General features: G+C 66.7%; 25 protein-coding genes, 1 tRNA gene and 1 riboswitch. Of the genes, 14 read left to right on the forward strand and 12 right to left on the reverse strand.

Annotated elements, in window-relative coordinates:
* Positions 1 to 52: 52 nt before the first annotated feature.
* From hisB to coaA, 7 genes are all read left to right on the forward strand, one after another.
* The gene (hisB, locus tag FBQ73_RS20735; protein ID WP_138401398.1) at positions 53 to 646 is read left to right on the forward strand and encodes an imidazoleglycerol-phosphate dehydratase HisB; all 594 of its coding nucleotides are present in this window, start codon (positions 53 to 55) and stop codon (positions 644 to 646) included.
* Positions 647 to 657: 11 nt separating this feature from the next.
* On the forward strand, positions 658 to 1,149 hold the full coding sequence (locus FBQ73_RS20740) for a DUF2628 domain-containing protein (protein WP_138401399.1): 492 nt from the start codon (positions 658 to 660) through the stop codon (positions 1,147 to 1,149).
* Positions 1,150 to 1,152: 3 nt separating this feature from the next.
* Positions 1,153 to 1,800 carry an imidazole glycerol phosphate synthase subunit HisH gene (hisH, locus tag FBQ73_RS20745; protein WP_138401400.1) on the forward strand — a complete coding sequence of 216 codons (648 nt, stop codon included), beginning with the start codon at positions 1,153 to 1,155 and terminating at the stop codon, positions 1,798 to 1,800.
* On the forward strand, positions 1,788 to 2,525 hold the full coding sequence (gene hisA / locus FBQ73_RS20750; RefSeq protein WP_138401401.1) for a 1-(5-phosphoribosyl)-5-[(5-phosphoribosylamino)methylideneamino]imidazole-4-carboxamide isomerase: 738 nt from the start codon (positions 1,788 to 1,790) through the stop codon (positions 2,523 to 2,525). Before hisH ends, hisA begins: the two co-directional genes overlap by 13 nt.
* 7 nt (positions 2,526 to 2,532) lie before the next feature.
* Positions 2,533 to 3,309 (forward strand): imidazole glycerol phosphate synthase subunit HisF, encoded by a 777-nt coding sequence (gene hisF, locus FBQ73_RS20755; protein ID WP_012114309.1) that lies wholly within the window; start codon positions 2,533 to 2,535, stop codon positions 3,307 to 3,309.
* 64 nt (positions 3,310 to 3,373) lie between these two features.
* A complete protein-coding gene (locus tag FBQ73_RS20760; RefSeq protein ID WP_138401402.1) occupies positions 3,374 to 3,700 on the forward strand; it encodes a phosphoribosyl-ATP diphosphatase in 327 nt (108 codons plus the stop codon).
* Between the two features lie 19 nt (positions 3,701 to 3,719).
* Positions 3,720 to 4,691 (forward strand): type I pantothenate kinase, encoded by a 972-nt coding sequence (gene coaA / locus FBQ73_RS20765; RefSeq protein WP_138401403.1) that lies wholly within the window; start codon positions 3,720 to 3,722, stop codon positions 4,689 to 4,691.
* A 124-nt stretch (positions 4,692 to 4,815) separates the two neighbouring features.
* Here the strand turns inward: coaA and FBQ73_RS20770 are convergent, their stop codons facing one another.
* Together FBQ73_RS20770 and FBQ73_RS20775 are read right to left on the reverse strand one after the other, a co-directional pair.
* Positions 4,816 to 6,291, reverse strand: a complete 1,476-nt coding sequence (locus FBQ73_RS20770) for a porin (protein ID WP_138401404.1) — start codon at positions 6,289 to 6,291, stop codon at positions 4,816 to 4,818.
* Positions 6,292 to 6,656: 365 nt separating this feature from the next.
* A complete protein-coding gene (locus FBQ73_RS20775) occupies positions 6,657 to 7,133 on the reverse strand; it encodes a J domain-containing protein (RefSeq protein ID WP_138401405.1) in 477 nt (158 codons plus the stop codon).
* A gap of 443 nt (positions 7,134 to 7,576) precedes the next feature.
* Here FBQ73_RS20775 and FBQ73_RS20780 point away from each other — a divergent pair, with 443 nt between their 5' ends.
* Positions 7,577 to 9,112: an ATP-binding protein gene (locus FBQ73_RS20780; protein WP_138401406.1), complete on the forward strand. Its 1,536-nt coding sequence runs from the start codon at positions 7,577 to 7,579 to the stop codon at positions 9,110 to 9,112.
* Positions 9,113 to 9,347: 235 nt separating this feature from the next.
* On the opposite strand, the gene FBQ73_RS20785 is transcribed toward FBQ73_RS20780, so the two are convergent.
* The 4 genes from FBQ73_RS20785 to FBQ73_RS20800 all read right to left on the reverse strand — a co-directional run bounded on the left by FBQ73_RS20785 (position 9,348) and on the right by FBQ73_RS20800 (position 11,279).
* A complete protein-coding gene (locus tag FBQ73_RS20785; RefSeq protein WP_138401407.1) occupies positions 9,348 to 9,740 on the reverse strand; it encodes a hypothetical protein in 393 nt (130 codons plus the stop codon).
* A 225-nt stretch (positions 9,741 to 9,965) separates the two neighbouring features.
* Positions 9,966 to 10,625 carry an imm11 family protein gene (locus FBQ73_RS20790; RefSeq protein ID WP_138401408.1) on the reverse strand — a complete coding sequence of 220 codons (660 nt, stop codon included), beginning with the start codon at positions 10,623 to 10,625 and terminating at the stop codon, positions 9,966 to 9,968.
* Between the two features lie 124 nt (positions 10,626 to 10,749).
* Positions 10,750 to 10,998 carry a hypothetical protein gene (locus FBQ73_RS20795; protein ID WP_138401409.1) on the reverse strand — a complete coding sequence of 83 codons (249 nt, stop codon included), beginning with the start codon at positions 10,996 to 10,998 and terminating at the stop codon, positions 10,750 to 10,752.
* 204 nt (positions 10,999 to 11,202) lie between these two features.
* Positions 11,203 to 11,279 (reverse strand) — tRNA-Arg (locus FBQ73_RS20800).
* A gap of 215 nt (positions 11,280 to 11,494) precedes the next feature.
* Between FBQ73_RS20800 and FBQ73_RS20805 the strand changes: the two genes are divergently transcribed.
* From FBQ73_RS20805 to rpsA, 4 genes are all read left to right on the forward strand, one after another.
* Positions 11,495 to 12,406: a hypothetical protein gene (locus tag FBQ73_RS20805; RefSeq protein WP_138401410.1), complete on the forward strand. Its 912-nt coding sequence runs from the start codon at positions 11,495 to 11,497 to the stop codon at positions 12,404 to 12,406.
* 107 nt (positions 12,407 to 12,513) lie between these two features.
* Complete coding sequence (locus tag FBQ73_RS20810) at positions 12,514 to 13,989, forward strand: M48 family metalloprotease (RefSeq protein ID WP_138401411.1); 1,476 nt, start codon at positions 12,514 to 12,516, stop codon at positions 13,987 to 13,989.
* 116 nt (positions 13,990 to 14,105) lie between these two features.
* The gene (locus FBQ73_RS20815) at positions 14,106 to 14,621 is read left to right on the forward strand and encodes a universal stress protein (RefSeq protein WP_138401412.1); all 516 of its coding nucleotides are present in this window, start codon (positions 14,106 to 14,108) and stop codon (positions 14,619 to 14,621) included.
* A 441-nt stretch (positions 14,622 to 15,062) separates the two neighbouring features.
* Positions 15,063 to 16,790, forward strand: coding sequence for a 30S ribosomal protein S1 (rpsA, locus tag FBQ73_RS20820; RefSeq protein WP_138401413.1), 1,728 nt, complete (start codon positions 15,063 to 15,065; stop codon positions 16,788 to 16,790).
* A gap of 112 nt (positions 16,791 to 16,902) precedes the next feature.
* Here rpsA and FBQ73_RS20825 read toward each other — a convergent pair whose 3' ends face one another.
* The 6 genes from FBQ73_RS20825 to thiO form a co-directional block, all read right to left on the reverse strand.
* Complete coding sequence (locus tag FBQ73_RS20825) at positions 16,903 to 17,652, reverse strand: carbonic anhydrase (protein ID WP_138401414.1); 750 nt, start codon at positions 17,650 to 17,652, stop codon at positions 16,903 to 16,905.
* Positions 17,653 to 17,828: 176 nt separating this feature from the next.
* Positions 17,829 to 19,487 (reverse strand): FAD-dependent monooxygenase, encoded by a 1,659-nt coding sequence (locus FBQ73_RS20830; RefSeq protein ID WP_138401415.1) that lies wholly within the window; start codon positions 19,485 to 19,487, stop codon positions 17,829 to 17,831.
* Positions 19,488 to 19,551: 64 nt separating this feature from the next.
* Positions 19,552 to 20,193 (reverse strand): thiamine phosphate synthase, encoded by a 642-nt coding sequence (locus FBQ73_RS20835; RefSeq protein WP_246089818.1) that lies wholly within the window; start codon positions 20,191 to 20,193, stop codon positions 19,552 to 19,554.
* A 7-nt stretch (positions 20,194 to 20,200) separates the two neighbouring features.
* Complete coding sequence (gene thiG / locus FBQ73_RS20840; RefSeq protein ID WP_170218996.1) at positions 20,201 to 21,010, reverse strand: thiazole synthase; 810 nt, start codon at positions 21,008 to 21,010, stop codon at positions 20,201 to 20,203.
* Between the two features lie 109 nt (positions 21,011 to 21,119).
* The gene (gene thiS, locus FBQ73_RS20845) at positions 21,120 to 21,329 is read right to left on the reverse strand and encodes a sulfur carrier protein ThiS (RefSeq protein ID WP_138401417.1); all 210 of its coding nucleotides are present in this window, start codon (positions 21,327 to 21,329) and stop codon (positions 21,120 to 21,122) included.
* A gap of 5 nt (positions 21,330 to 21,334) precedes the next feature.
* Positions 21,335 to 22,537 carry a glycine oxidase ThiO gene (gene thiO, locus FBQ73_RS20850; RefSeq protein WP_210236849.1) on the reverse strand — a complete coding sequence of 401 codons (1,203 nt, stop codon included), beginning with the start codon at positions 22,535 to 22,537 and terminating at the stop codon, positions 21,335 to 21,337.
* Positions 22,526 to 22,625: riboswitch (TPP riboswitch) on the reverse strand. Its footprint overlaps the gene before it by 12 nt.
* 101 nt (positions 22,626 to 22,726) lie before the next feature.
* Here thiO and FBQ73_RS20855 point away from each other — a divergent pair.
* Positions 22,727 to 23,350: a glutathione S-transferase family protein gene (locus FBQ73_RS20855; protein WP_138401418.1), complete on the forward strand. Its 624-nt coding sequence runs from the start codon at positions 22,727 to 22,729 to the stop codon at positions 23,348 to 23,350.
* 81 nt (positions 23,351 to 23,431) lie between these two features.
* Positions 23,432 to 23,872: an NUDIX domain-containing protein gene (locus tag FBQ73_RS20860; protein WP_138401419.1), complete on the forward strand. Its 441-nt coding sequence runs from the start codon at positions 23,432 to 23,434 to the stop codon at positions 23,870 to 23,872.
* The last annotated feature ends 119 nt before the right edge of the window (positions 23,873 to 23,991 follow it).

Here is a 23,991-nt window from a genome sequence, read left to right on the forward strand (position 1 = left end):
TATGGCAATGCAGCGACGTTGCTGATAGAACCCGCGGCCTTGGAGGAGTTCCATGCGCAAGGCCGACATCGTCCGCGAAACCAAGGAGACCCGCGTCGCCCTCACCGTCGATCTCGACGGAACGGGCCGCTCTGCCATCTCCACCGGGATCGGCTTCCTGGACCATATGCTGGACCTGCTGGCCCGGCATGCCCGCTTCGACCTTGAGATCAAGGCCGACGGCGACCTCCATGTGGATTTCCACCACACCACCGAGGATGTGGGCATCGTGCTCGGCCAGGCGCTGAAGAAGGCGCTCGGCGACATGCGCGGCATCACCCGCTACGCCGACGTGCTGCTGCCCATGGACGAGACGCTGACCCGGGTTGCCCTCGACATCTCGGGCCGGCCGTTCCTGGTATTCCGCACCGAATTCGCGGTGCCCAAGATCGGCGAGTTCGACACCGAGCTGGTGCGCGAGTTCTTCCAGGCCTTCGCCTCCAGCGCCGGGCTGACCCTGCATGTGGAGACCTTGTACGGCGTGAACGCCCACCACATCGCGGAAAGCTGCTTCAAGGGCCTTGCCCGGGTGCTGCGGGCTGCGGTGGCGGTGGACCCGGCGGCGGCGGGGGAGATCCCCTCCACCAAGGGCGCGCTGGGAACCTGAGGAGCCGGACGATGGGCATCTGGACGGTCCTGAGCAGGACGGAACCCGGCGACACCGCCGAGGCGGTGGCCGGCCGCACCGTGTTCGTGCGCGAGAAATTCTCGTGGGCGACTTTGTTTTTCGCGCCGTTCGTGCTGGCGCGCTTCCGCCTGTGGCTGCCGCTTGCCGCCTATGTGGCGGTGGTGGTGGTGCTCCAGCTCACCGCCCACTTCGCCGGCCTCGCCCAGGCGGTGACCGACGTGGTGATGGCGGGGTTCCACCTGCTGCTGGCCTTCGAGCTTCCGGCCCTGCGCCAGCGCAAGCTGGCCCGCAAGGGCTATGAGGAAGCCGGCGTGGTGATCGCTCCCAACCGGGACGAGGCGGAACAGCGCTTCTTCGCGGATTGGGTCGCGGCCCGTCCCGCACCGCTGGCGCGCGCCGACCTGCCGGCCATCCGCCCCATGGCGCCCCCCGCCTTCGCAGGCGGCCAGGCCGGCGTCATCGGCGCCTTTCCGGGAGCCTGAGGGATGAGCGTCGCGATCATCGATTATAATTCCGGCAACCTCCACTCCGCCGCCAAGGCCATGGAGCGCGCCGCGCTCGACGTGGGCGCGGAACAGGTGATCGTCACCAACGATCCGGAGATCGTGCGCACCGCCGACCGGGTGGTGCTGCCGGGCGTCGGCGCCTTCGCCGACTGCCGCGCCGGCCTCGACGCCGTGCCGGGCATGGTGGAAGCCATGACCGAGGCGGTGAAGGAGCGCGGCCGCCCCTTCCTCGGCATCTGCGTCGGCCTCCAGCTGCTCGCCGAACGCGGGCTGGAGCATGGCGTGACCGATGGCCTCGGCTGGATCCGCGGCGAAGTGGAGCGCATCGCCCCGTCCGACCCCGAACTGAAGATCCCGCACATGGGCTGGAACACGCTCCAGACTGCGCGCGAACACCCCCTCCTCGCCGGTATTCCCACCGGTGAAGGCGGCTTGCACGCCTATTTCGTGCATTCCTACCATCTGAAGCCGGCCGACGGCATCGACCTCGTCGCCACCACGGACTATGGCAGCACCATCACCGCCATGGTCGCGCGCGACAACGTGGCCGGCACCCAGTTCCATCCCGAGAAGAGCCAGAGGCTCGGCCTCGCGCTCCTCGCGAATTTCCTGAAGTGGCATCCGTGATCCTTTTTCCGGCCATCGACCTCAAGGACGGCCTCGCCGTGCGCCTCGAACAGGGCGACATGGCGCGGGCCACCGTGTTCAACCGCGATCCCGCCGCCCAGGCGGCGGAGTTCGAGACCCTCGGCTTTCGCTACCTCCATCTCGTGGACCTCGACGGCGCTTTCGCCGGCAAGCCGGTCAACGCGGCGGCGGTGGAGCGGATTTTGGAGACCGTCTCCATCCCCGTGCAGCTCGGCGGCGGCATCCGCGACCTGAAGACCGTCGAGGCCTGGCTGGAGAAGGGGGTGACCCGCGTCATCCTCGGCACTGCCGCAGTGCGCGACCCGGACTTCGTGAAGCAGGCCGCGAAGGCTCATCCCGGCCGCATCGTGGTGGGCCTCGACGCCCGCGACGGGCGCGTCGCCGTGGAGGGATGGGCCGAGACCTCGGACATCGCCGCCGTGGACATCGCCAGAAGGTTCGAGGATGCCGGCGTCACCGCCATCATCTACACCGACATTGCCCGCGACGGCCTGCTGAAGGGCCTGAACCTCGACGCCACCGTGGCGCTGGCGGAGGCGGTGAACCTGCCGGTGATCGCCTCGGGTGGCCTGGCGTCGCTGGCCGATATCGAGGCGCTGCTCACCCCGCGCGCGAAGAAGCTGGAAGGCGCCATTACCGGCCGCGCCCTCTATGACGGCCGGCTCGATGCCCGCGAGGCGCTGGCGCTGGTGGCGGGACGATAGGTGTGACATGCTGAAAGTCCGCGTCATCCCCTGCCTCGACGTGAAGGACGGCCGCGTGGTGAAGGGTGTCCAGTTCGTGGACCTGCGCGACGCCGGCGATCCGGTGGAGGCGGCGCGCGCCTATGACCTCGCCGGCGCGGACGAGCTGACCTTCCTCGACATCACCGCCAGCCACGAGAACCGCGGCACCATCCTCGACGTGGTGCGCCGCACCGCCGAGCAGTGCTTCATGCCGCTGACCGTGGGCGGCGGCGTGCGTACCGTGGACGACGTGCGCACGCTGCTCCATGCCGGCGCCGACAAGGTCTCCATCAACACCGCCGCCGTGAACCGCCGCGCCTTTGTGGGCGAGGCGGCCGAGAAGTTCGGCGAGCAGTGCATCGTGGTGGCCATCGACGCCAAGCGCGTGAGCAAAGAGGGCGAGGAGAACCGCTGGGAGATCTTCACCCATGGCGGGCGCACCCCCACCGGCATCGACGCCATCCAGTTCGCCCGCGAGGTGGTGGACCTCGGCGCCGGTGAGATCCTGCTGACCTCCATGGACCGGGACGGCACCGGCCAGGGCTTCGACTGCGCCCTCACCCGGGCGGTGGCGGACGCGGTGCACGTGCCGGTGATCGCCTCCGGCGGCGTGGGCACCCTCGACCATCTGGTGGACGGCATCCGCGAGGGTGGCGCCTCGGCGGTGCTGGCCGCCTCCATCTTCCATTTCGGCACCTTCACCATCCGCGAGGCCAAGGAACGCCTGGCCGAGGCGGGGCTTCCCGTCCGCCTCGATGTCTAGGCCCAGCGCCTCGATCCTCCCTTCTCCGCCTCCCTTCCCCGCCCTCCCTTCCCGGGCCACCGTCATGAGCGACAGCTTCACCCTCGCCGACCTCGAAGCCATCGTCGCGGCGCGCGCCTCGGCGGATGCGGGGGCGTCCTATACCCGCTCGCTGCTCGACAAGGGCGTCGAGAAATGCGCCCAGAAGCTGGGCGAGGAGGCGGTGGAAACGGTGATCGCCGCCGTCTCCGGCGACGAGAAGGCGCTCGTCGCGGAAACCAGCGATCTGCTCTACCATCTGCTTGTGTTGCTGAAGGCGCGCGGGGTGCCGCTGGCCGATGTCCATGCGGAGCTTGCGCGACGAACAGGCCAGTCCGGCCTCGCCGAAAAAGCCGCCCGGCAGCACGGCTGAGAAGAGCACGAGGCACACGATGGATCGACGGCTCGACCCAGGCCTCTCGCCCTACCGCACCTTCTCGCGCGCCGAATGGGCCGCGCTGAGGCGCGACACGCCCATGACCCTGCGCCCGGACGAGATCACCCGGCTGGAGGGCCTCGGCGTCCATCTCTCCATGCAGGAGGTGGAGGAAATCTACCTCCCGCTATCCCGCCTGCTTTCACTTTATGTTGCGGCAACACAAAAGCTTTTCCGGGCGATGAGCCACTTCCTCGACCAGCGCGACAGCGAGGCGAACGGGGAAGGCAAGATGCCCTACATCATCGGGGTGGCCGGATCGGTGGCGGTGGGCAAGTCCACGACCGCCCGCGTGCTGCAGGCGCTGCTGGCGCGCTGGCCCAACACGCCCAAGGTGGATCTCGTCACCACCGACGGCTTCCTTTTGCCCAACGCCATCCTCGAGCGCGAGGGGCTGATGGACAAGAAGGGCTTCCCCGAAAGCTACGACCTGCCGCTGCTGCTGCGCTTCCTCACCGACATCAAGGCCGGCCGGCGGCCGGTGCGCGCGCCGCTCTATTCGCACTTCTTCTACGACGTGATGCCCGACCAGTTCGTGGAGATCGACCGGCCGGACATCCTGATCGTCGAAGGCCTCAACGTGCTGCAGACCACCCGTCCGCCGAAGGACGGCAAGGCCATCCCCTTCGTCTCGGACTTCTTCGATTTCTCGGTCTATATCGACGGCGACGAGGACGTGATCGAGCGCTGGTACGTGGAGCGCTTCATGCGGCTGCGGGCCACCGCCTTCAAGGACCCCTTGTCCTACTTCCACCGCTACTCGCAGCTCACGGAAGACCAGGCCCGCGCCACCGCCCTGTCCATCTGGCGCGGCATCAACCTGCCCAACCTCATGGACAACGTCCTGCCCACCCGCCAGCGCGCCGACCTCATCCTGCGCAAGACCGGCGAGCACGAGGTGGCGGAGGTGAGCCTGCGCCGCCTGTAATACCAATAGCCCGGGAGCTTGATTCACGGACTGTCGGTGAAACCCCGCGCGGCGCTTGAGCGGACCCGCTCGGCCTCGGTCAACGTCCGAGGCCGAGGGTATATTGCTGCGCAGCCGATGGCCCTCAGAAGCTGCGCTGGATTCGCACCGCGCCCGAAACCGCATTGGCGGATCCGCCCACCAGGGTGGGGATGACGGCGCCACTGGCGGAAACGGCGTTGGTGATGCCCAGAGGCCGGCTGCCGTCGACGGCGGTGTAGACCACCTCCGCGCCGATATCGAGATTGCGCACCGGCGACCAGAAGGTGTTCACGCCCGCCTGCCACATGGCGAAGCTCGCCGCCCCCACCACATTGGTCGGCACGTCAACGCTGACATAGCCGCCGAACACGGCGGAGCGCACCGCGGGGACCCAGAAATGCCGGAACTGGCCCTGGATCGCCCAGGCGCCGACCATCTCGTAGGATCCGTCGGGGCCCATGACCGCGTCGGCCAGGGGATAATAGGCGCCGCTCATGAGGCCATAGCTGGTGAGCGGGACAAAGCCGATGGCCTGAAGCCGGTTCTGGTTGCCGGCGGCAAGGCCGGCATAATTGAGCGCGCCTTCGGAATAGTTGGCCTGAAGATAAAGGCTGTCACCCGCAGCAATGAACGGCAGCCGGATCTCTGTATAGGCGCCGAGGGCATAGCCCCACTGGCTGGTGCTGGAACTGCCGATGAACGCCGCGCCGAGATAGGCGGGGGGCATCGCCTCCACCTGGTGCAGCGCCCCGGCCAGTTGCACGAGCCCCCACGATCCCTCGGCCCGCAGGTTGGCGACGATATCCGGCGTCTGCTGGCCGGCCTGGTAGTTCGAATAGAGCAAGGGCACACCGGTGCCGCCGCTCACGAACGGAAAGTCGGACGGCGAGGTCACGCCGGTGATGCTTACGCCCGTGGCCTGGACGCCGGTGGTGCGGTTGGCCGCGTCCTCGATGGCGATCGAGGCGGACAGGCCGTTGCCGAACTCCGCCGTATAGGCCGCCGTGGTGTTCCAGGTGTTCGAGCCGGCGAACAGGGTCGCGATGGAATAGCCGATGCCGGTGTCGAAGAACGACTGGGTGTAGCCGAACGTCAGCCCGGCGAACTGGATGAAGATGCGCTCCACATAGAGCGCCGGGCCGGGCCCATTGCCGGGGCCGGTCTGGGAATCCCATTCGGCGCCGCCACGGAAGTAGGAGCGCAACGTGCCGTAATCGGTCTGCGTCCGCGCATCGATTTCCGCGACGCCGCGCCCCTGGGTGAAGTAATCGGCGTCATGGGCGTCGCGGAAGGGAAAGGCGAATGGCGAATATCCAGGGCCACCAAACGCCGAGCCCTGGGAGAAGATCGCCGCGACGTTCATATAGGTGTCCATGCGGGCCCAGCCGCCGACCCTGAGGCAGGTGTCCGTGCCCGGAATGTAGTAAAACCCGGGGCCATAGGCCGCGCAGACCTTCACATTCTCCGCGGCCTGGGCCTTGACCGGTAGATCGGCCGCCTCGGCCATGCACGGCGCAAGCAGCGTTGTCAGGCACACAAGGCTGACGGCGCCGCGCGGCGCCCAGGAACGTCCGGTCATTTTCCCCCCGCCGGTCTTCCCCGGTCGCATGGCCGGGGTTAAGCCGCTCTTCTTCCATCCGGGCCGGACTGAGGTAACTAATGGCCACTTCAGCCGGAGGGGATGGCAGAGGCGGCCAATGTAAGCGAACGAATCGCGACGCGCCTAGTGCAGGAACAGCTCATGCTGAATCAAACGCAGGGATAATCTGCCTATCATCTCTCGGATGATCCCTTGGCTGGCCTTTAGACGGTATCGAGATGCATTTCAGTCGCAGCCTCCCGGCCCGCTCGCCCCTGACGAAAGGTGAGACCCGATCTTGAGCCTGCCCCGCCGATCTGCCGGCCCTGTTCGAGCGGACGGCTCAGGTGGCACGGGCTCCGCGCTCATGAAGCGTCGGCGAACTGGTCGAGCAGCGCGTCTCGCGCCTCGGCGATGCGGCGATACCGCTCGTCGCTGCCGCCGGCATCCGGATGCGCGCTCTTGGCCAGGCGCCGGAAGGCGGCATTGATCTGCGACGGCTCAAGCGCGCCGTCCATGGGCAGGTCCAGGGCCTCACGGTGCTCCTTGTCGTCGTCGTCGAGATTCAGCCGGGACATGAAGGCCTGACGCTTCTTGCGCGCCTCGATGCGCAGCTCCACCTGATCTTCCTGCCATCTCACCCGCGACATGACGAGGCATTCACCGAAGGCGATCCGGCCCTTCGTCTCCAGCTCATCGAGGCTGAACGGCCCGACCACCCCGTAAGGCGGGGCGAGATACGCGCTCCGGCCGTCCGCACCCTGTTCGATCAGGCCGATGGTCACCGTATCGAGGACCCCCAGCGAGCCGTTCCAGACGACCCATTGCTCTTTGTCCGTCATGCCACGCGCTTCCATGCATGAGCCGGCGCCGCGTCCCCTTTTGTCCGAAAGGGTTCGCGGCCGCTGGACCGTCGGTGCCAGCATGCAGGTTTGAAGCCAGAATCCCGTGGAATGCGCCGACGCTGGCCGGGAACGGTCCGGTGCCGGGCGAGAAACCCTCCCGCCCTCAACGTCGCTGTTAAAAGGGCATCAAAATACCAGCTGCGGCGCATAGCGGCCCTGGCTTGGCATCTTGCGCATGCATGGCGCCCCCGGAGTGGCACCGAAGCCATGGAGCAACGCATTCTTTTCGCAGACGTTTCGAGGTAAATGTGTCGATGGAGATGGCGCGGCCCGGCCACAGCCCTTCCCCGCTCGCTGCGGCGCGCGGTTGAACCGGCGGCGCGAATTGATATGACTGCCCCCATGACGTCTTGCGCCCTCCCCGCAGGGCGGTCGCCGCGATGACGGCGCCCGCCAAGGTATCCATCGACCTCGGTACCCGCGCGGGCGGGGACACGGCCGTGCTGGACCTGGAGGAACTGCTGGCCACGCGCCTGCTGGTGCAGGGCAATTCCGGCTCCGGTAAATCCCACCTGCTGCGCCGCCTGCTGGAGCAGAGTGCCCCCTGGGTGCAGCAGGCGATCATCGATCCGGAGGGCGATTTCGTCACTTTGGCCGACCGCTACGGCCATGTGGTGGTGGATGCCCAGCGCGGCGAGGCGGACCTCCAGCGCATCGCCGCGCGGGTGCGCCAGCACCGGGTCTCGGTGGTGCTCAACCTCGAAGGGCTCGACGCCGAGCAGCAGATGCGTGCCGCCGCCGCCTTCCTGGGCGGCCTGTTCGATGCCGACCGCGACGTCTGGTATCCGGTTCTCGTGGTGGTGGACGAGGCGCAATTGTTCGCCCCCACCGCCGCCGGCGAGGTCTCGGACGAGGCCCGCAAGGTGTCGCTCGGCGCCATGACCAATCTCATGTCCCGTGGCCGCAAGCGCGGCCTGGCCGGGGTGATCGCCACCCAGCGCCTCGCCAAGCTCGCCAAGAACGTGGCGGCGGAAGCCTCCAACTTTCTCATGGGCCGCACCTTCCTCGACATCGACATGGCCCGCGCCGCCGACCTGCTCGGCATGGAGCGGCGGCAGGCCGAGATGTTCCGCGACCTGCAGAGCGGCCATTTCATCGCGCTGGGCCCGGCGCTGGCCCGGCGGCCGCTGCCGATCCACATCGGCCCAGTGGAGACATCCGCGCGCTCCACCAGCCCCAAGCTGGTGCCGCTGCCGGAGCCCGCCGCCGCCGAGGACGCCCACGACCTGATCTTCATGCCCGGCGCCGACGAGGTCCGCCCGCTGGTGCCGCGCCGTCCGCCGGCGGTGGCGCCCACGGCGGACGTACTGGCCCAGCTCGCGCGCAGCGGCCCCCCGACCCCGCCGCCGCCGGCCGCGCCGCAGGCGCCCGCCCTCTCGCCCGAGCAGCGGCAGGCCGCCATCGATGCGGCGCTGCGCGAGATCCTGAGCGAGCGGGACGCGGGCTTCCGCACCATCTCGGTGCTCTATCAGGATTTCCTGGTGCGCTGCCGCATCCACCGCATCGGCGGCGACGCCCTGAGCCTCTCGGCCTTCCGTCGCCGTCTGGCGGTGGCCCATGCCGGCATCGATGCCGCCGAGGCGGAAGCGGAAGACTCCCCGTGGGCGGAGGTTCTGGCCATGGCCGGCACCCTGCCGGAGGACATGCAGGGCGTGTTCCTTTCCCTGGCCCGCGCCGCTTTCGACCACCGCACCTGCCCCTCCGACGCCGACGTGGCCCGCGCCTATGGCAGCCGCTCCCCCGGCCGGGCGCGGCGGCTTCTGGCCTATATGGAAGAGCGCCAGGTGATCGTCTGCCGGCTCGACAGCCAGGGCCGACGGATCGTGGCCATCCCCGGCCTCGCCTGGGAAACCGAGCCCGGCGACCCCAACGCCGCCACCAGCGCAAGTGAGACTGAGGCGACGCCGGCGGATTGAAGCGGGTGGAGAGCAATATTAATCGCGAGATCCCGTACAAATGTTGCGACATACGCAGTTCAAAGCAATCTATACCAACGCGTAGCGTTACGAAAAACAATATTTACCGAAAACAATTGTTTTAAATATATTATATTATTTATAGACTTATATTCTGAAATTTATATTTATTTCATTTTCATAAATTTATAATTACGATAGAATTGTTAATTATATAAGTTTATTTTCCAATTATCTACACGAGCCTAATCCAACCATTTCGAAATCTAATATTTCCGTCGAAAATAGACCTTTCAGTATCAAATATATACAATATCTTACTCTTAGACTCTCTGATAAAAAAATTATGTATAATATTTTCAATATTTTCTTTTTCAGCTGCCCTAAATTCCACGAGATGCTCACTCGAAGTTCCGCCAACTAATTTTTCTGTCTCAAACCCAAACTCATGTATATATATGCAAAAATACTCGCTATAGTCGTATATTTGCTTAAAAGAACCATATAGTTTTTTTCTATTACTTAATTTTATCCAGAATTCGTGAACATCTCCAAATTCTTCACTTCTAACCGTTCCGTTGTAGGCCATTTTTCCATTGTCGAATTTCACGGGGGTAAACGGATCCATCGAAAGTATCCTTTTGTTCAGCTGTATCATTGCACACTAAGTTGCGTCTCCACTATAATTTCGGTCATCCTATTCGGATATCCGCTATGCGTTCACTTTCATTGTCGTATAATTGAAGTCGGAGGTTGCAGACGCTGACGCCTCCCTCACCTCCCCCTCCCCGCATCACGCCTGCACTTGAGCAGTGATTTTTACATTTTGACCTCTGTATTTTATTAACTTCTACTAAACTAAGTCGACCACCATGTATGGGAGTGGCGACAATTTTTGCGACAATAATTTTCCAACAAGCCTTTGAGAGAAAAATAATCTATTTATATCGCTTGTTGATCCGTACCACATGTTTGCATTCCCAATATTATTACGAAAAAATGAAAATTTGAACGGGTCAAGAATATGAATTTTTGTCGCAAAAACGTCATTAGTAGCGCTTTGTACTTTTCTTCTCTCTAGCCTAACATTAGAATTTTCTATATCTATGGCATCTATAGTCTTTACAACATTCATGATGTAGTATGTTTTTTCTATTTTTACTCCGCCTTTTATGTAAGTTTCTGGAATTCGTATGAACTGATGCATTCCGGGATCGAGATTTTCGACAATGTCCACAAATGATTCCGAGACGAGCTGAAATCCACCCCACGGCCCATAACCGAAATCGGGTGGCGATTTTGAGCGGCTGTTTATAGTCAGTCGGAAAGGGGCGGATGCTTCGAGACCGGCCGGCGCCCAAATGCGGAATTGAAAGCAAAGGTCAAGATCAAATTTTCTAATAATTCCATCATACTCGATTTCCTCAACGCAACCTTCATCGCCGCCCGTGAATACGCCGTAAACATAACGCTTTATGTCGACTAAATGATCGATCATATAGGCATGGTCCATGTTATTGGCCCTATTTCTAGCGAACGACAGTCTCGTTGTTCGAGGATTGCATGCTATAATAATAGTGCAGGTTCGTCATGTTGGTTGCGGTCGATGTGCGTGGCATGGCTGCATGAAAAAACTCTCATCTCTCCCTCCCCGGATCATGCCTGTACCTGAGCAGCGGCGACAGCAGGAACTCGATGATCCTGCGCTGCCCGGTCTTGATCGCCGCCGTCACCGCCATGCCCGGTTCGATCGTCCGCCAGCCCTGCTCGGTGTCCATGCCGTCCTCCCGTACGGTGATATGGGCCACATAGGCCGGCTGGCGCGCCTGGCGCTCGGCATCATCGGCTGGCGCCTCGGCATCCGGCGACCTGCTCGTCCTGGCCAAGGCTCTCCACCCGCCCATGCCTCAGCCGGTGAACATGAACGTCCGGACGGAACGGACGCAAGCCGGTCCCGCGCCCCGCACCAGCCAAGCCACCAGCCAAGCCACCAGCCGGGTGGCGCCCGGCCCCACTTGCAGTCGGCAGCAGTGCCCCTACGACAAGCCCCTCGGCGAACCGGCATCCAAGGCCCTGATAAACAAGGATAATGGTGTCCCGGAAGGGATTCGAACCCCTGACCTGCGGTTTAGGAAACCGCTGCTCTATCCTGCTGAGCTACCGGGACACAGCCTCCTTCTAGAACGAGCCGCAGCGGGAGGAAAGAGCGTCGGGCGGGCGGGGGAAAGGGGGCGGTGGAAAGAGGGTGTAAGCAGAGTTGATCGCCGGCACCTTCATGGGCACGCCCCCATGGGCTATCGTTTGGCCATGCTCCTGCGTCCCCACGACACTCCCTTCGACCGCAGCCGCGCGCAGGTACCGGACACGACACGGGGACGGGGCATGCGCCGGAAGGCGACCGGTCTCCTCGCCGTCGCCGCGATGGCGAGTGCCCTTGCCGGGGCCTCCACCGGAGCGGGGGCGCAGGATGGGGCCTGTGCGCAATCAGCCCGGAGCGGTGCGAAAGAGACCGGCTCGAAAGAGGCTTCCGGACCCGGCGGCGCCACCGGTCCTGCTCTGGGCCTTGCGGCAATCTGGTCCGATACGGGTACCCTCCTCCTCTCCGACGGGCGGCGGTTCATGCCGGAGGGCATCGCCCTGCCCTCCCGGCTCGCGAGCGACGCGGCGCTGCCCCGCGCGGCTGAATCCGCGGCATGGGCGGTCCTCGACACCTGCCTCGTGGGGATCGGCAGCGCGCACGTGGATCGGCACGGACGCTTGTCGGGGCCGGGATGGCTCGCCTGCCCGGCACGCAACGCGCCGGCCGAGGAAGATCTCGCCACGGCGCTGCTGCAGGCGGGCGCCGGATATGCCCAGCCAACCGGTCAGGATCGGCAATGCCTCGCCCAAAGGCTCGCCGCCGAGACGCAGGCCCGGACCGCCCGGCGCGGCATCTGGGCAGAGCCGTCAGCCGTAGCACCGGCCGGCGACGAGGAGGCCATGGCCATCCGCGCGGGCCTGTTCACCGTAGCAGAAGGTCGGGTGCTTGCGGCTGGCGGCACACGGGATCGGATTTTTCTCAATTTCGGATCAAGCTGGCGGCAAGATTTCACTGCGATGATGGAAAGGGAGGATTTCGCCACAATCATGGGCGATAGCCTTGAACCAGCCATGTTGCGCGGCACCCTGGTGCAGGTCCGCGGCGTGGTCCGTGCGGAAGGGGGCCCTGCCATCATGCTGCGGCGGCCGGGTGAGATTGCCCTTCTGGCTGGCGCGCAGGCGCGGGCAGCGCGCGGAAAGCGCGGCGGCGAGTGACACATTTGCATGAGGTTTCGGTGCGAGACGTGAGGCAACAACGGCCGGGCGGCAAGACGGAGCGGGCGAGACAGCCTGCGGCCGGGCGCGCTACATGCCGTTGGGGCATGTTCCGCTTGAGCCGCCTTGCACGGGCGCTTCCCCTCCTGTTCCCGCTGTGGCTGGCGGCCTGCGCCGGTCTCGACCTCGATCAGGCGAGCGTGCCCCTGACCTCGGCCGCGCCGGCGTCCGAATACGCCGACATGTCGCCCAACCAGCGCCGCGAGCACGAGCGCCTGGTGGCAAGCTACGGCGGTGCCTACAACGATCCCGAGCTAAAGGCCCTGATCCAGCAGGTGGTGGAGCGCCTGGTCGCTGCCTCCGAGCGGCCGGACCTGAAATATCGCGTCACCGTGCTGAACTCGCCGGCCATCAACGCCTTCGCTTTGCCGGACGGCTCGCTCTACGTCACCCGCGGCCTGCTCTCGCTCGCGAACGACACGTCCGAGCTGTCCTCGGTGCTGGCCCACGAGATGGCCCATGTCATCGCCCGCCATGCCACCATCCGTGAGGACCAGGTGAAGCAGGCGGTGCTGGTGAGCCGCGTCATCTCCGACGTGGTCAACGATCCCGACCTCGGCGCGCTGGCCATGCAGAAGAGCCGGCGGACGCTCGCCTCGTTCTCGCGCGGGCAGGAGCTGGAAGCCGACGCCATCGGGGTGGGCATCGCCGCGCGGGCGGGCTTCGATCCCTATGGCGCCTCGCGCTTCCTCACCGATATGGGCCGCTTCGGCGACCTGAAGAGCGCGGCCTTCTCCGGCTCGTCCTCCACCACGCCGGACATGGACTTCCTGTCCTCCCATCCGGCGACGCCCGAGCGCATCTCCATCGCCATCGCCAATGCCCGGCAATATGCCAACGGCGCCCCCCAGGGCGACGGCGAGCGCGACCGCAACGCCTATTTCTCGGCCATCGACGGCATGGTCTATGGCGACGATCCCAAGGAAGGCTTCGTGCGCGGGCGCAAGTTCTTCCATCCCAAGCTGGGCTTCACCTTCACCGCGCCCGAAGGATTCTCGCTGGAGAACACCTCCCAGGCGGTGCTGGGCGCCACCCAGAGCGGGCGGGAGGCGCTGCGCCTCGACGCGGTGCGGGTCGCCCCGGACCAGTCGCTGGCGCAGTACTTGTCCTCCGGCTGGGTCGAGGGGGTGGAGATCAACACGGTGGAAACCCTCACCGTGAACGGATTTACCGCCTCAACCGCCATCGCCCGCGGCGACCAGTGGTCGTTCCGCATGTTCGCCATCCGCTTCGGTTCGGACGTGTACCGCCTCATCTTCGCGGCGCGGGAACTGACCCCGGAGCTGGACAAGCAGTTCCGCGCCGCTGCCGATACCTTCCGGCGGGTCTCCTCCGGCGAGGCGGAGACGGTGAAGCCGCTGCGCGTGCGCATCGTCACCGCCGGGCTCGGCGACAACGTGGAGAAGATGGCCGCCCGCATGCAGGTGCCGGACCGGCCCACGGAACGCTTCCTGATCCTCAACGGCCTCGATGCCTCAGCCAAGCTCAAGTACGGCGAGAAGGTGAAGATCATCGCCGAATGAGGCCGGGCGCAGGGACGGGCGTTGAAATTCGCCCGCTCCCGCCAAGTTGATCAGCCTCAAGCCGCAGCCGATCCCACGTTTGCTATCATTCTCTCTCCCGAAAGGGGGAGAAGACGATGTACAAGACCCTCCTCGTCGCAACCGACGGCTCGGCCCTTTCCGATCTCGCCGTTGCACAGGCCGTGGACCTCGCCGCAGCGCTGCGCGCCCGCCTCGTCATCCTCACCGCCAGCGAGCCGTTCCATCTGCTCACCACCGAGGCCGAGCAGATCGCCGACACGGAAGACATCTATCGCCGCACCATGCAGCAGCGCGCCGACCGCGTCCTCGGTGCGGCGGCGGAGAAGGCCGCGGCCAGCGGCGTGGCGGCCGCGACCGTACATGTGGAGAACGACCACCCCTTCGAGGCCATCATCGCCACCGCCGCGCGGGAAAAGTGCGATCTCATCGTCATGGCCTCCCACGGCCGGCGAGGCTTCTCTGCCCTGGTTCTCGGCAGCCAGACCACCAAGGTGCTCACCCATTCGACCATTCCCGTGCTGGTCGTCCGGGCCGAAGCGGCAGCGGCCGAACATGTGGCGGCGGCCGGACATGCCTTTCCCGGTGCCGCCTTGTCGACACGCCGGGATTGACCGATCCCGATCCCTCTCGGGGATCTGGATCCTTCCCTTCCCCACTGTCCCCGCAGGTGGGGAAGGGGAGACACGGCTCTCGATCCGGCGCGGGACGGCCGCTCATGTCGCCCCCCGCGCGGTCATCTGGCACCAGCCCTTGCGCTGGAGGGGCTTTTGGACTATCTCAGCGCCGGTCCGAGGCTGCGCTCCTTCAAAAGCAGGAAGCCGCCCGGGCGGGCAGGGGTACGCGGGATACGCGGCCCTGATCGTCGGAGGCAGCCCGCCCTGGCTTTCGCTGAGCGCACAGCGTGACACCCAATTCATCGTCCGTACCGCCCGGCTCATGCGCCGGCCCGCCGCTTTGCCGGCGGCCGTTCGTCCTTCCTCATGGAAAGACGGACACCCGAGCGGTTCGGACCTCGCAACGCGAGATGCCGGCGCAAGAAGTCTGGAGCGTGAATGTCCGCCGTAGAAACCACCCGTGAAGATTTTGCCGCCCTGCTCGACGAGAGCTTCGGCCGCGCCGACATGCAGGAAGGTGCCGTCGTCAAGGGCATCGTGGTCGCCATCGAGAAGGATCTGGCGATCATCGACATCGGTCTAAAGACCGAAGGCCGCGTGGCGCTGCGCGAATTCGCCGGCCCCGGCCGCGAGAACCCCATCCAGGTGGGCGACGAGGTCGAGGTCTATCTCGAGCGCGTCGAGAACGCCATGGGCGAAGCCGTCCTCTCGCGCGACAAGGCGCGCCGCGAGGAAAGCTGGATCAAGCTCGAGAAGGCGTTCACCGCCAACGAGAAGGTCTTCGGCGTGATCTTCAACCAGGTGAAGGGCGGCTTCACCGTCGATCTCGACGGCGCCGTGGCCTTCCTGCCGCGCTCCCAGGTGGACATCCGCCCGATCCGCGACGTCGGCCCGCTGATGCACAACCAGCAGCCGTTCCAGATCCTCAAGATGGACCGCCGCCGCGGCAACATCGTGGTCTCCCGCCGCACCGTGCTGGAAGAGACCCGCGCCGAGCAGCGCCACGAGCTGGTCCAGAACCTCGAGGAAGGCCAGGCCATCGACGGCGTGGTGAAGAACATCACCGATTACGGTGCGTTCGTTGACCTCGGCGGCATCGACGGCCTGCTGCACGTCACCGACATCGCCTGGCGCCGCGTGAACCACCCGACCGAGGTGCTCAACATCGGCCAGACGGTCAAGGTCAAGATCATCAAGATCAACCACGAGACCCACCGCATCTCGCTCGGCATGAAGCAGCTTCTGGGCGATCCCTGGGAGGGCATCGAGGCCAAGTATCCGGTGGAGGCCCGCTTCAAGGGTCGCGTCACCAACATCACCGACTACGGCGCGTTCGTGGAACTGGAGCCGGGCATCGAAGGCCTGATCCACGTCTCCGAAATGTCGTGGACCAAGAAGAACGTTCACCCCGGCAAGATCGTCTCCACCTCCCAGGAGGTCGAGGTCCAGGTGCTGGAAGTGGACAGCGCCAAGCGCCGCATCTCGCTCGGTCTCAAGCAGACCCTCCAGAACCCCTGGGAGGCCTTCGCCGAGAAGTATGCCCCCGGCGCGGTGGTGGAAGGCGAGGTCAAGAACAAGACCGAGTTCGGCCTGTTCCTCGGCCTCGACGGCGATGTGGACGGCATGGTCCACCTCTCCGACCTCGACTGGAACCGTCCGGGCGAGCAGGTGATCGACGAATACCGCAAGGGCGACATGGTCAAGGCCGTGGTGCTCGACGTGGACGTCGAGAAGGAGCGCATCTCGCTCGGCATCAAGCAGCTTGCCGGCGATCCCTTCGCCGAGGCTGGCGAAGTCAAGAAGGGCGCCATCGTCACCTGCGAAGTCACCGACGTGAAGGACGGCGGCATCGAGGTGAAGCTCACCGGCACCGACCTGTCGGCCTTCATCAAGCGCTCCGAGCTGGCCCGCGAGCGCAACGACCAGCGCCCCGAGCGTTTCTCGGTCGGCGACAAGCTGGACGCCCGCGTCACCCTGTTCGACCGCAAGGCGCGCAAGGTGCAGGTCTCCGTCAAGGCGCTTGAGATCGCCGAGGAGAAGGAGGCCGTGGCCACCTACGGCTCGCAGGACTCCGGTGCCTCGCTCGGTGACATCCTCGGTGCCGCGCTCAAGCAGCGTGCCGCCGGCGGCGAGACCGACGAGAAGGAAGAGACCAAGGAAGACTGATCGCATTCTTGCGATCGGCAGAAATGGAAAGGGCCGGCGCGCTGCGCCGGCCCTTTTCTTTTGCATTGGCGCGGCCTGACGACCGATGTCCTTGAGCCTTGGGGCATCAGCCTCAGTTGAGCCGCAGCAGGAAGCGGCGGTTCACCGCCTGCAGCGGCCGGGCGTTCATGGGGAAGATGGCGCGGAAGGCGGCAATGTCGGCCTCCGCCACGGTGATGGGTTCGGCAAAGACGTTCCAGTCCACCACCTCCGAGCAGGGCGGCGTGGTCAGCGAGCCCTCGTAGCGATAGGTGGCCCGCTGCGCCGGCAGCAATGCCGTGGGATCGAGCGGCGCCTTGAGTGCAGCCGCACCCTCGGAACGCGGTGCCGTCGCCATCAGTTCGGAGAAGGCGGCATTGGGCGCGCCCGGCTTCAGGAACACCCCTACCACGAGCAGCCCGCCTCCGGGCAGGTCATGGACGAAATGCGCCTCCATGGCCGTGCGCTCCCCGTTCAGGGCATGCTCGCTCGGCGCGTGGAAATGGAACTGGCGCAGGGTGTAGGTCTTGCCGCCCATGGTGGCGGTTCCCGCATCGCCCACCACGTCGGCCTGGATGGTGTGGCCGTTGTTGACGATTCTGAAGGCGTCCGGCTTCCACGCCAGCGTCGGCCCGTCGCCGGCGGCCTGCACGGCGCCTTCCAGATTGATGGGTGACTGCTGGCTTCCGACCGCGCAGGCTTGGAAGCCGCTTTCGAGCGAACCCCAGTCCTGCGGGCCGCCGTGGCCCTCATACGTCCAGTGCGCACCGGCCGCGTGCGCGGCGCTGGCACAGACTGGGCACGAGACAAGGCCCGCAAGCAAAGTACGACGTGTAACGGCCATGGCGTTTCCCCCTTACGACATCCGAATTCCATCGGTGTCCGAAAGCTAGAGCACGAAAGGTCGGGATGGAAATAGTGTCGGTGCCATGTTGGCGGCAAATCACGCTCGAAATCTTGGCCTGAAGCCGGATACGCTTCGTTGCAGCCCGAAATGGCGCCAGAAGCACCTGCGTTAACCTACCCCGCTCCTACCGCCTGCCGCAGGGCGGCGGCGACCTCCTCCGCATTGCCTCGCCAGGCGAGATAGCCGTCCGGACGCACCAGCACCGCCTCGCCCGTGCCGAGCCCGTAGGCGGCGGCAAAGGCCCCCGCCTCGTCCGCCACCAGGCTTACCCCATAGGGATCGGAAAGGCCGGCTCCCGCCGGCGCCACCGCCACCACCCGGACCGACACGCCGCTTCCGGACAGTTCCGCGCTGAGGGCCTCCGCAGCCGCGAGGGCGTCGCGCGTCCCGTCGAGAGCGACGACCGCCACGAAATCCGTGCCGCGCAGGAGGTCGAACATCCTGAGCGGCGTACCGACCCCCCGACGCCTCAGGCCCAAAGCATCCGGCGCCCGGTCGCCGGCCACCGGCAGCCGGTCGCCGGGGAGCCCTTCGAACGCCGCAGCGCCGCCCGCCAGCGCCGCGCCGGCAAGGCCGGCATAGGACACCCGGATCTGGGTATCGGCCAGCCGGTCACGGGCGCCGCCCGAGCCGCCGATATTCATGCTTTCAGCGACGGTGCGGGCGATCACGTCTTCCGCCACCGGCCGGCGCTCGGCCTCGTAGCTGTCGAGGAGTGATGCGGGCGCCTTGCCCCGCATCACCAGCGCCAGCTTCCAGGCGAGGTTGTAGGCATCCTGGATGCCGGTATTCATCCCCTGCCCGCCGGTGGGCGGATGGATGTGGCTGGCATCCCCCGCCAGGAACACCTGAGCTTCGCGATAACGCGCCGCCAACCGCATGGAAATGCGGAACTGGGATGACCAGCGCAGGTCGCTGGCGATGATCTGCCCCGGCGCGATGCGGTCGGCCACCTCCTGAAGGTCCGCGAGCGAGGGCCCCGGCCGCTCGGACTGGATGCCGTGGGTCTCGCCCGACCCCGCACTCGCCAGGTTCTCCGGCGCCAGCATGGAGACCCGGTAGCGCCCGTGCTCCGGCAGCGGTATGGCGATGAACAGGTCGGGCGCCGTATCCTCGCGCAGGCGCATGAGACGCAGGGCGATGCCGCGCGCCGGCTTCAGGTCGCCCGGAAAGGCGAGATGCACATCGCCCAGCATGAAGGGATAGGGAAAGGCATCGCCCTCGAACGGGATGCCGAGGGCATGGCGCACGAAGCTGTGCGCACCGTCGCATCCCACCACGAAGCGGGCATGGGCGAAATCCTCCCGCCCGTCCGGGCCGACGAGGTCGAGCCGCACCTTCTCCCCCGCCTGCACGAGGCCGTTCACCGCGATGCCCCGCTCCACTTCAATGCCGAAGCCGGCGAGATGGTCCGACAGGATGCGCTCGGTCACGGGCTGGGGGATGCCGAGGGTGCCATAGGGCAGATCGGACAGGTCGGGGGCGATGGTCCGCGCCGGTGCCCCGTCCACCGCCAGGCAGAGCCCGTCGAGCCAGAGACCGGCGTCGATCATGGCGCGGACGACGCCCATGTCCTCATAGACTTCCAGGGTCCGGGGCGTGACGCCCAGCGCGCGGCAGTAGATGGACGGGGCGGCGGCCTTTTCCAGGATGCGGCAGCGCACCCCGTGGCGCGCCAGCTCCGCCGCCAGCGTGAGCCCCACCGGGCCTGCGCCGACCACGATCACATCCGCCGGTGCCTGCGCTGAATCCTGTCCCGATCGCTGCCCCATGCCCGCCTCCCCCGTTTTCGGCAGGGTTCAGCTTTTGGCCCGCGCACGCAAGGGCGTGCCGGGATCAGGCAGGCGCGTTGTTCGGACCCTTGCTGCCCCATGCCGCAAGCAGGGCCGAAAATTCCGCAGCCGGATCCTCGGCCCGCATCACCGAGCCCATGACCGCGAGCCCCGCGGCACCGGCATCGCGGCAGGTGGCGGCATTGGCGGGCGTGATGCCGGCAAGGGCGATCACCGGAACCGGCGAGGCGGCGGCGAAGGCGGCGAGACCACCAGTCCCCAGCGCCGGACCGTAGCCGGGCTTGGACGCAGTCAGAAAGACCGGGCTCACGGTGATGTAGTCGAGGCTGACCCCATCGGCAGCTCGCGCCTCGGCCAGGGTATGGATGGAGAGTCCCACCAGCGCATCCGCACCCAGCATCGCCCGCGCCGCGCCCGCATGCCCGCCGCCGGACAGGTGCACCCCGTCCGCCCCGGCGGCGCGCGCCAGTTCAGCCGGGCCGTGGAGCGTCAGGCGGGGGCTAAAGGCGCGTGTCGCCTCGCGCAGATGGGCGAACTGGACGATCTGCTCCGCCGCCGGCAGGTCCTTTTCCCGAAGGCTGATCCAGCGGCATCCGCCGGCGCAGGCCTCCACCGCCACCTGCGCGAGGCCCCCCCGCGCCAGCGCGCGATCCGTAATCAGCAGCAGGGGCGGCTCGGGCAGCACGCGGCGCTCAGCTCCCCACCAGCCCGAACTCGGGGCTGGAGGCCTCCGCGTGCAGCTTCTTCGGAATGCGGCCCGAGAGCCGGGCGAGGCGGCCGCCCTCCACGGCATAGCGGAAGGCGGTGGCCATGCGGACCGGATCGTGCGCCTTCGACACCGCCGTATTGAGCAGCACGGCGGAACAGCCCAGCTCCATGGCCAAAGCCGCATCGGAGGCGGTGCCGATGCCCGCATCCAGCACCACCGGCACCGGCGAGCGGGCGCAGATCAGCTCGATCATGTGCGGGTTGGCGATGCCGAGGCCGGTGCCGATCATGGAGCCCAGCGGCATCACGGTCGCGGCGCCGAGATCGGCCAGCTTCTGGCAGGTGACGGGATCGTCGTTGCAATAGGGCAGCACCACGAAGCCGCGCGACACCAACTCCTCGGTGGCCTTCAGCAACTCCTCCACATTGGGATAGAGCAGTTCACGGTCGCCGATCACCTCCAGCTTCACCCAGTCCGTCTCCAGCGCCTCGCGGGCCAGCTCTGCGGTGAGCACCGCATCCTTGGCGGTCTGGCAGCCGGCGGTGTTGGGCAGGATATGGACGCGGCCGGAGAGCAGGTCGGTCAGGCTCTCCTCATAGCCGGCGAGGCTGATGCGGCGGATGGAGGCGGTGGCCATCTGCGATCCCGACGCTTCCAGCGCATCCAGAAACACCTTCTGGTTGGGATAGCCCGCCGTGCCGAGGAACAGGCGCGAGGAGAAGGTGCGCCCGGCAATGACGAGCGGATCCCTGGGAGAGGTGGAATCCTTGGGAGAGGTGGAAAAGGCGCTCATGGTGATGCTTCCCGGCGCCGCCGGGGGGCGCCTCTTGGAGTTTCGTCCCGGCGTCGTCCGGCGACGCCTGTTTGTTTTGGCGGGGCGGGCGCGGCAGTCAGCCGCCTGCTTAGCCGCCCTGCTTGGCCTCGATGATCTCCACCGCGTCGCCAGCGGCAAGCGCCGCCTCGCCCCAGGTGCGGCGCGGCACCACGGCGCCGTTCACCGCCACCGCGATGCCCTTGCGCTCGGGATCAAGGCCTTTGGCGCGCAGCAGGTCGGCGACCGTCGCCGCCTGATGATCCTCGGGCGTTCCGTTCACCTTCAGGGCGAGCACCATAATGCTCACTCCGCCGCCGCGCGCGGGGCGAAGCGCGCCGCGCCGAACGGCGCCGCCACGTCCGCCATGCGGCCCGACAGGACATAGTCGGCGATGACCTGCGTGGTTACCGGCAGCAGCAGGATGCCGTTGCGGTGGTGGCCGGTGGCGTAGATCAGGCCGTCCACCTCCTCGCTCGGGCCGAGGATGGGGGCATCGTCCCGGCTGCCGGGGCGAAAGCCGACCCATTGCTCGATGATGGTCAGTTCCTCGAGCGTCGGCAGGGCCCGCCACGCATTGGTGAGCAGCGCGAGTTGTCCGCCGGCGGTGAGGTCGGTGTCGAAGCCCTTCTCCTCGGTGGTGGCGCCGATGATGAGGCGGCCATCGTGGCGCGGCACCAGATAGGCGCCCGGTGCCCACAGCACGTGGGAGAGGATGGGCGCGGCGGGGTCCATCCGCAGCGCCAGCATCTGGCCCTTGATGGGCCGCACCGGCAAAGGCGCGGCGGGGGCGATGTCGATGCCCCGGCTCCAGGCCCCGGCGGCCAGCACCACCACGTCGGCGGGATGAACCGCATCGCCCGCCACCAGGCCGGTGACGCGGCCGCCGACAGTCTCCACCCGCGACACGGGCGTGTGCTCGTGGATGCTTACGCCAGCCTTCAGCGCCGCCACCTTGAGCGCGGCGGCCACCTTGCGGTTGTCCACCTGATGATCCTCACGGGTGAGGATGCCGCCCGCAAGCTTGGGCGAGAGATAAGGCTCGCGCCGCCGCACCTGCGCCGCCGTGAGCCATTCCACCGGCAGGCCAAGGGACTGCTGGAGGGCGAACAGGTGCCGAAGCCGCGCGAGGTCGTCGGCCGTGAGGGCGATGGTGAGGGTGCCTTCGGTGCGCAGGTCCACGGGCGACCCCGCCGCCTGCTCCAGCTCCGCGGCGAATGCGGGCCACAGCACCTGGCTGGCGCGGTTGAGGGCGAGAAGGCCCTCCTCCCCCGGCTCGGCCTCGGCGCAGGCGGCCAACATGCCGGCGGCGGCGCGGCTGGCGCCCTGGCCGGTTTCGCCCGCCTCGAAGACCTCCACGAGGCAGCCTGCCTCGGCGAGCCGCCAGGCGAGGGCGAGGCCGATGACCCCGCCGCCGGCGATGGCGACGCGCGGGCGCGCAGCGCCGTGGCCCGCCGCTGAGCCGGCTGAAGAAGAACTGGACGTAAAGGTCGACAAGCTGGCGCTCATCGGCGTCTCCCTACGCTGGAATGACCCAGACAGGTTCGATGGGTGTGATCTCAGCCGCGCATGATGCGTGGCACCCCAGGCCGTTCTGGTATTATCCATGCCTGAGCCGGGATCGCAAGGCCCCAAAACCGACTCGACGCCGCTATTTGTTCCCTTTATGTTCCAGGTCAACACTAGCGGAGGAGCAGCATGAAACTCTATTGGGCGCCCCACACCCGGGCCTTCCGCATCCTCTGGCTGATGGAGGAGGCCGGCGCGCCCTATGAGCGGCAGTTGGTGGATATCCGCACGGGCGAGCAGGACGATCCCGCCTTCCGCCGCATCAATCCCATGGGCAAGGTACCGGCGCTGAGCGATGGCGATGCCCATCTCGCCGAGAGCGGTGCCATCTGCGCCTATGTGGCGGAGCGGGTGCCGGCGGCCCATCTTGCCCCGCCCGTGGGCGATCCGCTGCGGGCGCGCTATCTCCACTGGATGTTCTTTTCCGCCGGCTGCATGGAGCCGGCCTTCCTGCAGAAGATGAAGGGCATCGAGCTGCCCAAGAGCGCCGCCGGCTGGGGCAGCTTCGACCTCGTGATGGAGGTGGTGGAAGAGGCACTGAAGGACGGCCCCTATCTGCTGGGCGAGGCCTTTTCCGCCGCCGACGTGATGCTGGCCATGGACCTGTGGTACGCCATCCACCTGCTCAAGGTGGTCTCGCCCACGCCGCGGGTGGCGGCCTATGTGGCCCGCTGCACTGCCCGCCCCGCCTTCCAGCGCGCCGAGGCCATCGAGGCAGCGGAACTGGCGGCCCGGGCGGCAGCGGCCTTATAGGCCCATCGGCCCCGCAAGCCCTCTCGCATGCCGTGTGCGAATCGCGAGGCGCACTGAGCCGGCTTCGGCTATGCTTGGATCATGCTTCCGCTCTTCCACTTCCTCCGGCGCCTGCGTCACGGCATGACGCTCGGGGTGCGCGTGCTCGCCGTGGACGATGCGCAGCGGGTGCTGCTGGTGCGCCATTCCTACGTGGCGGGCTGGCACCTGCCGGGAGGCGGCGTCGACGTGGGCGAGAGCGCGGAGGCGGCGGCGCGGCGGGAGCTGAAGGAAGAGGCCAATGTGGAGGCCGACGGGCCGCTCGCCCTGGCCGGCGTCTTCTTCAACCCCCGCGTTGGCGGGCGCGACCATGTGGTGCTGTACCGCACGTGCGGGCTCATCGTCGGGCCCCGGCCGGAGCGCAACATGGAGATCGTTGCCGCCGAGTTCTTTGCGCCCGATGCCCTGCCGGAGGACATGTCCCCCGCCACCGGGCGGCGCGTGGCCGAGTGGCGCGGCGCGCCGGCGGGCGACCGCTGGTGAGCGTCCCGACCACGGTGACGGGACGCCACGCCGCGGGAACTGCTTTGCCGATATGGGGTTCCGGCAGGGTCGCCGACGGACGGCTCGCCAAGGAGTGCCCCGACCACGAGTGCCTTGCC

Source organism: Xanthobacter autotrophicus, assembly GCF_005871085.1.
In the GTDB taxonomy this organism is placed as follows: Bacteria; Pseudomonadota; Alphaproteobacteria; order Rhizobiales; family Xanthobacteraceae; genus Xanthobacter; species Xanthobacter autotrophicus.